This window comes from Alloprevotella rava, assembly GCF_014195585.1.
GTDB classification, from domain to species: domain Bacteria; phylum Bacteroidota; class Bacteroidia; order Bacteroidales; family Bacteroidaceae; genus Alloprevotella; species Alloprevotella rava.
Window position 1 is genome coordinate 107,282 of sequence record NZ_JACICA010000007.1, and the last position, 13,293, is coordinate 120,574.

General features: G+C 38.5%; 10 protein-coding genes. 9 read left to right on the plus strand and 1 reads right to left on the minus strand.

Annotated elements, in window-relative coordinates; genetic code table 11:
- The first annotated feature begins 111 nt into the window (after window positions 1-111).
- Genes FHS60_RS07210 through FHS60_RS07250 form a run of 9 tightly spaced genes read left to right on the plus strand, consistent with a single transcriptional unit; the run spans window position 112 to window position 12,732 of the window.
- The gene (locus tag FHS60_RS07210; RefSeq protein WP_183697022.1) at window positions 112-1,341 is read left to right on the plus strand and encodes a site-specific integrase; all 1,230 of its coding nucleotides are present in this window, start codon (window positions 112-114) and stop codon (window positions 1,339-1,341) included.
- An 11-nt stretch (window positions 1,342-1,352) separates the two neighbouring features.
- Window positions 1,353-2,567, plus strand: a complete 1,215-nt coding sequence (locus tag FHS60_RS07215; RefSeq protein WP_183697025.1) for a site-specific integrase — start codon at window positions 1,353-1,355, stop codon at window positions 2,565-2,567.
- 54 nt (window positions 2,568-2,621) lie between these two features.
- The gene (locus tag FHS60_RS07220; RefSeq protein ID WP_183697028.1) at window positions 2,622-3,887 is read left to right on the plus strand and encodes a DNA cytosine methyltransferase; all 1,266 of its coding nucleotides are present in this window, start codon (window positions 2,622-2,624) and stop codon (window positions 3,885-3,887) included.
- Entirely contained in the window at window positions 3,884-4,396 is a 513-nt protein-coding gene (locus tag FHS60_RS07225; RefSeq protein WP_036851504.1) for a hypothetical protein, read from the plus strand. The genes FHS60_RS07220 and FHS60_RS07225 overlap by 4 nt, the downstream gene beginning before the upstream one ends.
- 6 nt (window positions 4,397-4,402) lie before the next feature.
- Window positions 4,403-5,869, plus strand: coding sequence for an ATP-binding protein (locus tag FHS60_RS07230; protein ID WP_183697030.1), 1,467 nt, complete (start codon window positions 4,403-4,405; stop codon window positions 5,867-5,869).
- The gene (locus FHS60_RS07235; RefSeq protein WP_183697033.1) at window positions 5,870-8,671 is read left to right on the plus strand and encodes a Z1 domain-containing protein; all 2,802 of its coding nucleotides are present in this window, start codon (window positions 5,870-5,872) and stop codon (window positions 8,669-8,671) included. It abuts the gene before it with no gap.
- On the plus strand, window positions 8,661-9,668 hold the full coding sequence (locus FHS60_RS07240; RefSeq protein WP_183697036.1) for a PD-(D/E)XK motif protein: 1,008 nt from the start codon (window positions 8,661-8,663) through the stop codon (window positions 9,666-9,668). The genes FHS60_RS07235 and FHS60_RS07240 overlap by 11 nt, the downstream gene beginning before the upstream one ends.
- Window positions 9,665-12,028 (plus strand): AIPR family protein, encoded by a 2,364-nt coding sequence (locus FHS60_RS07245; RefSeq protein WP_183697039.1) that lies wholly within the window; start codon window positions 9,665-9,667, stop codon window positions 12,026-12,028. The genes FHS60_RS07240 and FHS60_RS07245 overlap by 4 nt, the downstream gene beginning before the upstream one ends.
- Window positions 12,025-12,732, plus strand: a complete 708-nt coding sequence (locus FHS60_RS07250; protein WP_183697042.1) for a hypothetical protein — start codon at window positions 12,025-12,027, stop codon at window positions 12,730-12,732. The genes FHS60_RS07245 and FHS60_RS07250 overlap by 4 nt, the downstream gene beginning before the upstream one ends.
- Window positions 12,733-12,777: 45 nt before the next feature.
- Here the strand turns inward: FHS60_RS07250 and FHS60_RS07255 are convergent, their stop codons facing one another.
- The gene (locus tag FHS60_RS07255; RefSeq protein WP_244957464.1) at window positions 12,778-13,218 is read right to left on the minus strand and encodes a very short patch repair endonuclease; all 441 of its coding nucleotides are present in this window, start codon (window positions 13,216-13,218) and stop codon (window positions 12,778-12,780) included.
- Window positions 13,219-13,293: the final 75 nt, after the last annotated feature.

Here is a 13,293-nt window from a genome sequence, read left to right on the forward strand (position 1 = left end):
CGTTTCTTAAACCGAATTGGGGTTTTATGGTTCTGTTTCGCTCTGGCACAGTGTTTTGCATAGCAGAGAATGCTTCGGTAACGGGTAACTTTGCCCCTAAAAACGAAGCGTATGAAAAAAGAAAAATTCAAGGTGTTGCTCTACCTGAAAAAGAGCGGTTTGGATAAGACGGGAAAAGCTCCCATCATGGGACGGATCACTTATGGCAGAACGATGGCACAGTTCAGCTGCAAACTCTCTTGTCCACCCGATCTCTGGAATGCCCGTGAAAGCCGTATGAACGGAAAAAGCAGGGAAGCCGTCATCCTCAACGGCAAGCTGGACAACTTGTTGTCGGATATTCTGTCGGCATATCAGACCTTGGTCGAACGAGACAAAGTATTTACTGCCACTGATATTAAAGAAACCTTTCAGGGTTGCATGCAGAACCGGACAACCTTTTTGGCGTACTACGACCGTATGGTAGAAGAACTTAAAACACATGTCGGCATAGACCTGACCCGTTCAATCCTGATGGCCTACCATACGGCACGGAAACATTTTGCCGCTTTCATCCGGAAGCGATTCAATCTGGATGATCTGGCTTTCAGTCAAATCACGGAGGAACTCCTTCCCCTTTTCGAGCATTATATCAAAGGAGAGCTGGGCTTTTCTCAGGGGTATTTCCACGGTCTTTCCGTCAAGCTCAAAAAGGTTTGCCGAATGGCTTATCGCGAAGGGGTAGCCGACACGCTTCTGTTCGAGGGCGTCCGTATTGACCAGGGCAAGAACAAATCTCCGAGAGCGTTAGACAAAGCCTCCTTTGAAAAGCTTGAAACACTCTCTTTCGATGAGCATCAGATAGAATTGGAGAGAGCCCGAGACCTCTTTCTCTTTTCCTGCTATACCGGTACGGCTTATTGTGACTTGATACGACTTGGCAGGGAACATCTCTTTCGGGATAGTGAAAATGGCCTCTGGCTGAAGTTCAGAAGACAAAAAACGGAGTCTCTTTGCCGGATCAAACTCCTGACCGAAGCCATGACTCTGATAGAGAAATACCATTCGGGAGAGAGGGAAACGCTGTTCGATCCCGTTCCTTATCCGGTCTATCTTATGCAGTTGAAAGCATTGCAACTGAAAGCTGATATCACGATCCCACTCTCGGCACATGTCGGAAGGCATACATTCGCCACATTGGTCACGCTGGAGAACGGAGTTCCGATCGAAACGGTCAGCCGGATGCTGGGACACGGCAGTCTCCAAACGACAGAGCGTTATGCACAGGTAACACCGAAAAAACTCTTCGATGAATTTGGCAGGTTTCTCTCTTTTACGGAAGATTTAACACTGATCCTTTAATATCAAATATCATGCGCAGTACATTCAAGATATTATTCTATATCAATCGCAGTAAAGTAAGACAAGACGGCCATACGGCCATCCTTTGCCGTATCACCGTCGACGGAGCATCGACAGTCATGAGCACCGGAGAGGAGTGCACTCCCGAAGAGTGGAATGTAAAGCAAAGCGAAACATCCGACCGGAAACTGAATCTCCGGCTGCAGATGTTCAAGGAAAAGATAGAGCAGGCTTACGTCGAGACCCTTCGACGTGACGGGGTTGTCAGTGCCGAGTTGCTGAAGAATCATTTGCAGAGAACAAACTCTGTTCCGACGATGCTTTTGGAAGCAAGCCGGACAGAATTACAATCGATTGAAGCATGTATCGGTAAATCCAAAAGCCCAAATACATATCGGAATAATTTTTACTGCGACAGGGAATTGAGCCGCTTTATCAGGAGTAAGAGGGAGACAGACATTCCGATACCGACTCTGAACATCGCTTTTTTCGACGAATATCGTTTCCACCTGAAAAAAGAGGGTTACGCCCCTGCTACCATCAACATGCATCTTTGCTGGTTGAGCCGCCTAATGTACAAGGCTGTCAGCAGGTGGGTGATTCGCTTCAACCCGTTTGAAGGAGCAAAGTATGAAACGGAGGAACACAGTCCCCGTTTTTTGCAGAAGAGCGACATCGCCAGACTGCTGGCATTCCCCGTGCAGCATGAGGAGGTGGAACTCTGCCGGAGGATGTTCCTTTTCTCGGTCTTTACAGGTCTGGCTTTTGCCGACATGCAAAGTTTGCGTGCCTCGCACATCGAGATGAACGGAGAAGGGAGACGTTATATCCGGAAAACGAGACTGAAGACGGAGGTGGAAAGTCTTATTCCCCTGCATCCGATAGCGGAACAGATTCTTGCGCTTTATATGAAGGATAGAGACAATGAAAGTGATTATGTGATATTCCCTGATCATGTAAGTGTTGGGAAGTTGAAGAACCGGTTGAAAGCTGTTGGTTTGGCATGCGGTATCCGGCAACCGCTGACTTGGCATGTTGCCCGACACAGCTTCGGGACAATGACTTTGGAGGCAGGTATTCCGATGGAAAGCATTGCCAGAATGATGGGGCATTCATCTATTTCCAGCACACAAATTTATGCCCAAATCACAGATCAGAAGATTTCAAGGGATATGGATCGGTTGATGATAAATATTTCGTCATTATATTATGTAAAACAATCGTAATTCAATATCTTTGCATGGGATTTATACCTTTTTATCCAATAAAAAGCAATTAAAATGCTTACATTTATAGATCTGTTTGCAGGTGCAGGAGGATTGTCCGAAGGTTTTATTCGGGCAGGTTATACCCCTTTAGCACATATCGAAATGGACAAGTATGCCTGCGACACACTGAAAACCCGTGCTGCTTTTCATTGGCTAAAAGCCAACAATCAATTACAAAAATACAAAGATTATCTTTATAATAAACAGGGAAAAACCGATGGCAGCAAACTTTGGGCGCAAGTTCCGCAGGAAATAACTGACAGCGTTATTCACGAGACTATCGGCGAAGGTACCATAGAAAATATTTTTGCAAAGGTAGATAAACTCAAAGGCGATAAGCAGGTTGATATTATCATTGGTGGGCCGCCTTGTCAGGCTTATTCTGTGGCAGGCAGGTCAAGAATGGGCAAAGCCGCGGAAGAAGACCCTCGCAATGAACTCTATAAGTATTATGTAAAGTTTCTTGAATATTATCAACCTGAGATGTTTGTATTTGAAAATGTTTTAGGTATCCGAACTGCCAAGAAAGGGCAACCTTTTGAAGATTTGAAACGACTTGTAGATAAAGCCGGGTATATGATGGAAGACCATATACAAATAGCTTCACAATATGGTGTTTTACAACATAGGCAAAGGGTAATTATTGTGGGCTGGAGAAAGGGCACGAAATTTCATTACCCTGAACTGAAAATAGAACAAAATAATTACGAAGTACTAAAAGATTTATTTTCCGATTTACCGGAACGCAAGCATGGAGAGGGTCAGTTATGCAAACCAATTCTGTACACAAAGCCTCTTTCAAAAATGGAATATCTGAAAAAATCAAGTATCCGCAGTAGTGATTTTGATTTTACAACACAGCATATTGCCAGACCAAACAATGCAAACGATCGCGAAATATACAAAATGGCAGTTGACATGTGGCTGAACGAAAAGAAACGTATTGATTATTCGAAAATTCCTGCTCACCTTCAACACCACAAGAATAAGGAAACATTTCTCAATCGTTTTCAGGTTGTTGACCCTTATGGGTATTGCCATACAGTTGTTGCCCATATTGCTATGGATGGACATTATTACATTTATCCGACACTTTCCCCAACAATAGAAAATGTTCGTTCAATAACCGTTCGCGAAGCCGCCAGACTACAATCTTTTCCAGATGATTATTTTTTTGAAGGTAGCAGAAGTGCAGCATTTAAGCAAATAGGTAACGCTGTTCCTGTGGTTTTGGCTCATAAAATTGCAGAAGAAATAAAAAAACAGCTACTTCTATGAATACAATTCAATTTCAATATTTTCCAAAAAACAATCAAATACCAGAATATTTACAAAATATTGTGAGTGTATTTAACACAAACAGTTCTTCTATTTGCTCGCTTCACAACGAGTTAGATAGTAATACTGTTCTTGGAATAGTATCGAATGGATTGATTAGCTTAGGCTTTGAAATCGAAAGAAGCAAAAAGCGAGAAGACAAAATCCAAGTTCCTGTTTTATTTGGGAAAAATGGGAAAATGGAGCAATCTTTTGATGCAGACGGATATCATAAAGAAAAAAAGATCGTCATTGAGGTTGAAGCAGGGCGTGCTGTAACCAACTACCAATTTCTCAAAGATCTATTCCAAGCTTGTGTGATGAGTGATGTCGATTATTTGGTTATAGCCGTAAGGAATATTTATCGAAAAAATCAAGATTTCGAGAAAGTAATATCTTTTTTCAATACTCTTTATGCCTCGGGAAGACTGATTTTGCCATTAAAAGGCATATTAATAATTGGATACTGAAATATCATGAATTACAATATAATACGAAAAGCACAAGCTATTCCTGAAGCCGCCTCAATGATAGAAACATTTCGGGCAATCGGTTACAATCTTGAAACTGCTATAGCGGATATTATCGATAATTCCATTTCTGCCAATGCTCGCAATATCTATATAAATCGTATATGGAGAGGCGGTCAGTCTATTATTACAATAAAAGACGATGGAGATGGTATGAATAGTAATGAGATAATCCAAGCGATGCGACCAGGTGCGCAAAACCCATTATCTGACCGCTCTGAAAATGATTTGGGTCGTTTTGGATTAGGATTGAAGACCGCTTCATTTTCTCAATGCCGCAAACTTTCTGTACTAAGCAAACGAAAAGATTATGCTTCCGCCTTTTGGTCGTGGGATTTGGATTATGTTGCTCAAAGTGATAAATGGGAACTGTTGCAATGGATGCCAGAAGAGCTTAAAGGAGAACTAAATAGCTTATTGTCTGGAACACTTGTTGTATGGTCAGATTTAGATAGGGTTTTGCCAACAAATACTATTGAAACCGACGAAAATGCGAAACGCCGATTTTCTGATGCTTTGGATAAAGTAAAAAAGCATATTGCGATGACCTTCCATCGCTTTATCGAGGATAAAACAATCAAAATATATTGGGGCGAACATGAAATCGAAGCCTGGAATCCGTTTTGCCCAAACGAAAATAAAACACAAGAACAACCTAGTGAGAATATTAACGGTGGGGCCAAAATGAAAGGATATGTTTTGCCACACAAAAATAATTTCTCGTCAGAGCAAGAATACAAAAGAGCGGAGGGAATAAACGGATATCCAGCACAACAAGGTTTTTATGTTTATCGCGGCAAACGCTTACTTTTGGCAGGCGATTGGCTGGGGCTATTCCGCAAAGAAGAACATTACAAGTTAGTCCGCATACAAATTGATTTGCCAAATAAACTTGATACTGAATGGCAAATTGACATTAAAAAATCAAAAGCATATCCGCCTGCAGTTTGTCGTGAACAGTTGTTCTCTTATGCAAAAAACATACGTGCCATTGGTTCAGAGGTTTATCGACACAGAGGTAAAATCTTGAAGCAGCGAGCTGGACAAAATTTTCAACCGCTTTGGCTGGAGAAGAAAAAAGATAATAAATGGTCATTTGTGGTTAATCGTGAACATTTAATGATTCAGGATTTGAAAGATTTGGCAAAGGAAAAACCAGAACAAGCGATTGAAAAACTGTTGAAGTTTCTAGAGGAAGCAATCCCTACAAAAACTATATACATTAACGAAGCACAAGGTGAAGAAAAACAGAAAACACCATTTTCCGATGTTAATACAAATCTGATAAAAGAGGTACTTGCTTTAATGTACAATAATCAAATTGGCCAGGGTAAAACGCCTGCACAAGCAAAAGCTCTGTTGAAAATACAAGAGCCGTTTAACAATTACGAAGATTTAATCGAGCAACTATAAATGAATGATAATTACCAAGTAGCGATAGAGATATGCCAGAGTATAATTGGCAGAAAAGCAAGTGTTACTGACAGCGAGATAGACGAAGCGGCCATTAAGGCAAAAATGATTTATCCAGACGTTAATGCTGTAAAGTTGAAAAACGATTTACTTTCAATGTATAGCGTTAAGATTGATGCATTCCAAATTTTGGAAGGCAGAGAACGCCGTGAGCCTTGGTTGAAAGATTTTCGGGCAAACAAGATGTCAAAGTGGGAGTTTTGGATGCGCTATGCAGAATATTTGGAAAAGCATAAAAAGTTTGCGCCAAGTGTAATTTTGCAATTGGATGAGCTGACCGACAGAGTCTTGGACAAACTTTTTAACCCTCAACGCAATGAAATTCAAATCTCGAAAAAAGGACTTGTTGTAGGACAGGTTCAATCAGGTAAAACGGCTAATTATACAGGGCTTATTTGCAAAGCTGCTGACGCAGGGTTCAATCTTATCATCGTTTTGGCAGGTATTCACAATAATCTGCGAAGCCAAACACAGAACCGCATAGACGAAGGTTTTTTAGGCTTTGATACGCAATACGAAAGAGCCTACACAATGAATAATACAACAAAAATCGGAGTTGGACTTATTCCTGGTTTTGATAATGCTATAGCCAATTCATATACGACAAGTCTGGAAAAAGGTGATTTCACAAGCAGAGCAACCAATACGGCAGGCTTCAATTTCAATGCACCACAGCCAATTCTATTAGTTGTAAAGAAAAATGCTTCTGTTTTAAACCGTTTGTACAAGTGGTTGCAAACCCAGACCATAAATGAAAAAATCACAAACAAATCTCTGCTTATTATTGACGATGAAGCAGACAATGCCTCTATCAATACCAATCATAAAGAATTAGACCCTACAACGATAAATAGAAATATTTGCAGCATAATTTCTCTATTCAATCGTTCTGCTTATGTTGGCTATACAGCAACGCCATTTGCCAACATTTTTATTCCACAGAACGAGGACGATTTGTTTCCACGTGACTTTATCATTAATATTCCTGCCCCAACAAATTATATTGGTCCCGAAAAGGTTTTCGGTACTTCTATAATTCCAGATGACATAAACAGCGATTTGCTTCCAATAGTCTATCCCATAAAAGATTATGATTCCTTTGTGCCACAAGGACACAAAAAAGATGATGACAAACCAAAATTCGAAGATATTCCTGAATCTCTGAGAATAGCAGTAAAATGTTTTATCGTTACTTGCGCTATCCGAATAGCCAGGGGGCAGGGTATAAAACACAATTCAATGCTTATTCATATTTCTCGTTTTCAAATGTGGCAAAACCACATAAAAGAGTTAGTCGAAAATCTTTTCAATTATTACAAACACGAGATTGAAGCGAGCGACACTGCTATTTATGAAGAATTTCGTAAGATTTTGGAAGATGACACAGCAAATTACAAATCATACAAAACTATAACCAACGAAATAAAAGAGTCAAAATTTAGTGATATTGACAAAAATTTATCTGTACACTCATGGGAAGAAATCAAACCAATGCTTTTTAAGGCAGTACAGAAAATTGAAGTAAAATCAATTAACGGAACTTCGGGCGATTGTTTGACTTACTACGAAAACGATAAGAACGGAATTTCAGTAATCGCTATCGGTGGGGATAAACTTTCACGAGGTTTAACCTTGGAAGGACTCTCGGTAAGTTACTTCTTGCGTGCCTCAAAAATGTACGATACACTTATGCAAATGGGGCGTTGGTTTGGATATCGCCCCGGATATGTTGATTTGTGTCGCTTATTCACAAGCGAAGAGCTGAATGAATGGTTCAGACACATAACTATTGCAAGTGAGGAGTTGCGAGGCGAATTTAACTATTTGGCTGAATCGGGAGGAACACCGGAAAATTACGCTTTAAAAGTCCGCACCCACCCTGGCAGTCTGCAAATTACCTCTGTTTCAAAAATGCGCTATGCAAAACAGATTTCCGTTTCATGGGCGGGCAGATTGATAGAAAGCTATCAACTACCAATGGATAAAGGCATTAAGAAAAGAAATTTGATTGCAACTGACAATTTTATTTCAGCACAAGGAATGCCGGAAAAGAAAGGCAACAATTATTTGTGGCGTAATGTTTCGCCCGATGATGTTTGTGATTATCTCTCAAAATTCAAAGTTGCCGACAGTCTAAAGAAAGTTGATCTGGATATGATTAGCAATTACATTCAGGAACTTGTGAAAAATGGCGAATTAACTTCTTGGAGTGTAGTTGTAATGAATAAAAATCAACCTGCAGTACAGTACACATTTTCAAACAGCATACAAGCAGGCTGTTTTGACCGTAACCGCGCCGAAGATACAAATTGGAACACTTACTACATTCGTAAAAATCACATTGTTGGAAATCAAACCGATGAATTTATTGATTTGGACGAAGATTTGATAAACGCAGCATTGAAACGGACACGGCAGCGAAAGGCAGAGCTAAACAGAGTTTGGGACAAAGATTATCCTGCACCCGAAATTGTTCGACAGGAATTCCGCCCGCGTACAAATCCGCTTTTGCTGATTTATCCGCTTAATCCTGAATGTGCAAATGTTAAGGATAAACATGGAAATATACAAAATGGCACGATTTCGTACAGCAAAACAGACGATCCATTTATTGGTTTTGTAATATCGTTTCCAAGCAGCAGTACCAACATTGCAATTTCATACGCAGTAAATCAGGTTGCAGAATTTGCAGAAACAGAGATTTTATTTGACAACGAAAACGATAATGTTTATGACGAATAGTAATCACATATCCAAATTGTGGAAGACGTTGGAGGAAGAGAAGAATACCGGACTGGTTAAACGCCTATATTCAAGCGATATACCTTTTTATGTTTATGCTACATTTCAGTACCCTGAAATGTATTATGGCATAGCATTTACTTTCAGTAACAATATACACATGGATATTTCTTCATTCGTCAATTTGAGAGAATTGAAAGTTATGTTATTAGCCGATACCACTTTCCCAAATTCTCGTCTATTGATAATCCAATTGTTACACCCTAACAACCGAGATGTTTTCGCTATTTTGTGTAAAAACCTGATACAGTCGGTTATTACTCTGAATACCGAAGAGAAAATAAGTCGGACTATTGTCAATCAGCTGGAAAAATGGAAAATGCTTTTTGATAAAAATAGTTCGACAGGTTTAACATCTGATGAGCAACAAGGACTTTTCGGTGAATTACATTTTTGCCAAAAATTTTTAGCACAATTCAATAACAGACCCAATAGTGTGCTTAACACTTGGGTTGGTGTTGATAAGGCATTACGCGATTTTCAGGACAATAGTTGGGCAGTGGAAGTCAAAACTACCTCAACCAATAATCCGCAGACAGTAGCCATCAACGGAGAAAGGCAGTTAGACGAAACCTTGCTCGACAATCTATTTTTATTTCATCTTTCAGTCGAGATTTCAAATGGTAATGGACAAACGCTTTGCCAAAAAATTTCCGAAATTCGTAAGTTTCTCGAAAATGACACACCTGCTTTGTCGCTTTTTAATGCCAAACTGTTTGAAGCCGGATATCTGGATAGACATGAACCGTTTTATCAGGACAAGTTTTACCAAATCCGCAGCGAGAATTTTTACAAAGTTGAAAATAATTTTCCTCGCATTAGAGAGAATGAACTTCGCAGTGGTGTAAGCGATGTAAGATACGCTATCATTCTTGCAATGTGTGACGAGTATTTAGTTTCTGAAAATCAACTATTCAACATACTTAGACAATCATGAATGAAATAAATAAATTCTATCAGGCATTATTGTCGGATATTGTTTCGTTGCAGGCAGGTAGCGAAGAAGGCGATACACAAGAACAGACATTTACACGCCTTGCCGTTGAAATGCTTGCAGAGGCAGGCGAAACCGAAAATGCCGCCATTGCCTATGATGAAAAAGCACTAGGCACACGCAATCAGCATAAAATAAATGCCTACGCAATATCGGACAATTACGAAACAGTCGATTTATTTATCTCTATTTTTGACAATTCCGAGGCAATAAAAAGCATTTCAAAAGCCGATATAGAGACAGCCACAAAGCGAATCACAAACTTTTTCCGTAAAGCCATCTACAACGACTATGCAAATGAAGTTGCTGAATCGTCGCCAATTTTTGAATTTGCCAATACATTAGCTAATTTTCAAGAGCTAAAAGACAATCTTGTTCGGGTAAATGTTATAATCCTTACTAACGGTGAATACAAAGGCGATTTTCCGCAGAGTGCAACTATTTGCGGATACAATATGTTTTACAGGGTAACTGATACAAATTATCTGTATAAAATTTCAGAACAGTCTCGTGTGCCAATCGAACTTGATTTTGAGGATTTTGAAGGTGAAAAATTTGAAATTCCCTGTTTATCTGCTCCAACTGATAACCCCGATTATAAATCGTACATTGCAATCATCCCTGGTACTTGTTTGGCAAAACTTTATGAAAAATATGGGGCACGGTTGTTAGAACAAAACGTACGCTCATTTCTGCAATTCACAGGTAAAATAAACAAGGGCATACGTGATACTATTAAAACAGAACCACATATGTTCCTCGCATTCAACAATGGTATTGCCGCTACTGCCGACCATCTGGAACTTGACAAAACCAATCGTTATATACGAAAAATCAGTAATCTACAAATTGTAAACGGAGGACAGACAACCGCCTCAATATACAACACCGCAAAGAAAGATAAAGCGGATATTTCAAACATTTTTGTACAGGTAAAATTTTCAATTATTGAAAAACCTGACCAATACAGTGAAATTGTGTCTCGCATTTCTCGTTATACCAACACTCAAAACAAAGTTAATGATGCTGACTTTTCGGCGAATAATCCCGCTTTGGTTGCTTTTGAAAAACTATCTCGTCACATATTGTCGCCAATAACAAGTGATAGCAATATGCAGACATGCTGGTTTTTCGAACGTGCACGTGGACAGTACAAAACTTTGCGAAGCAGAGAAGGGTTTACCAAATCACGCCAAAAAGCATTCGACCTGAAATACCCAAAAAATCAAATGTTCTCCAAGGTAGAACTTGCAAAATATATAAATGCATACCAAGAAATATACGATGGCAGGAAATTAGTAATTAGTCCAAATATTGTAGTGCGAGGAAACGAAAAAAACTATGCAAGGTTTATCAATAACAATATTCCAGATAATATTAAGAAAATCAATAATGTGTATTTTGAAGATGCAATTGCAAAATGCATTTTGTTTAAAACTGCAGAAAAACGTTATGGAACAAAGCTAAACGATTACAACATTGGTGAATTGCGACAAGTAGTCGTACCTTATACGTTGTCGTTATTAAATATTTTAACAAACGATAAATTAGACTTGTTTAAAATATGGAAAAATCAGAAAATATCGCAAGCATTGTCCGATTGTATTTATGATTTGATGAAACAAGTAAATCAGTTCATTTTGGATAATTCTCCCGTAACACACTACATTGAATGGGCTAAAAAAGAGGAGTGTTGGGAACAAGTCAAAAATTATTCCTGGACTTTCAATACCAATGATATAAAAACCGAACTGATAGACGAAACCAATCCACCAAAACGAAATACAGTAGCTGATAATGAAAATAAAGAGAAGACAGCTCAACACGAAGAGGGTATTATTCGCTCAATTCCATTTGCCTTGTGGAAAAAGATTGAAAAGTGGGGACGTGATTCTGGTTTTTTGTCGATTAATCAACAGACAGCAGCAAACGACGCGGCATACAAAGTCAAGAATAACAGAAATTTTAATGATTCTGACCGGAGTAGAGCAATGGCAGTTTTTGAGAAAGTTTGCCAGCACAATATAGAGTTATTAGAAGAAGCTGATAGATTAGCAGTACAAGAAGAATCAATTACAGAGACTATCCATGGTAAAAACGATAATACAGCTTCAACCGAAATTACTTTGGAATTAATTCGAAAAATGGTTGATTGGGACAGACGTAAGCGTATTTTGGAAGATTGGAAGTGGAAAGTGATGAATGATGTTTTACAAGGACGAAAAACATTGGATGACCGTAAAAGATATACGTTCTACCTGAATTTAGAAAAATTAAAAAAACACGGGTTTACAGAAAATTGAAGTGTAATGAGAAGTTTTGGAATAGTAGAAGACAAAATAAAAGAAACAGACTTTTTCTTATCAAAATTAGAGGAATCAACACGCAATCAAGATTTTTTTTAGGCGCAAGATTTTATTTAAGTGCTTTTACAAGTGCCTCGCGAAGTATAACTTTTTCATTGCAAGCTGCAATGAAGGGCATTCCTGATTTCAAAAATTGGTATGAACAACACCAAAACATATTAAAACAAAATGATTTAGCCAAGTATTTTGTAGAAGTCCGAAATCTATCTCAAAAAGTTGGATATTATCCACTAAGTAGTGGAAGAATATTTCGTGATGAAGAGAATCAAATACAAGTACAATATTTTTTTGACTATTTTTTAGACGAAAAAATTGATGGTCTAATTCCCAAAGATGATGTTATTACTGCTTGTAAAAAATATTTTGTTTTATTACTAGAGCTTATTAGTGATTGCTTTAAAACCTTTGGCTACATCATTGATCCTGTAGAATATTTTGTATATAGCATCACAGCAGGCGGGAAATCATTGGATGATATTGAAGAAGAATTAGGTTTCCCTAGAAAATGGACTGATATCGAAGGAATACCCTATGAAGAAAGAGTAAAAATGCTACGTCATCATTTTGAAAAAGATGTAACTATAGATTATGTTTTTGAAAAGTACTTGGGAACTAATAGATTTGGCGATAAGATTATTTGAATTAGTCTTTTAAATCCTTATATTCAACAAGTTTTTCAGCAATAATTAGATTTTGTTTGCGCGTTCTTGATAAAACTTCATAGAAATTTTCTTCGTCATGTTTACGAGTATTTCCGCCTCAACTCTATCAATTAATGGCGTAAGGTTCTGTTTGTGAGTATGTCTTATTTCACACTCCCAAACCGTTAATACATTCCAACCCAAAGCCGTAAGTTTTTCGGCATTAACCTTGTCCCTTTCAGCATTTGAGGTGATTTTATCAATCCAGAATCTTGTATTTGTTTTCGGAATGTAGGCATATTTACAATCCTCGTGTCCATGCCAAAAACAGCCATGTATAAAGATTACCGTTTTATATTTTGGTAAAACAATATCAGGCTTCCCTGGTAGTTTTTTATCGTTTACACGATACCGAAATCCTCTTGCAAAAAGAGCCTTGCGCAATGCCAATTCCGGTTTTGTATTCTTTGACCGAATTCTTGACATGCATTCTGACCTCTTTTCCTTATTCCAAATATCCATTAGGGAGTATCTTTCCTGCAAAGATATGTTTATAATTTA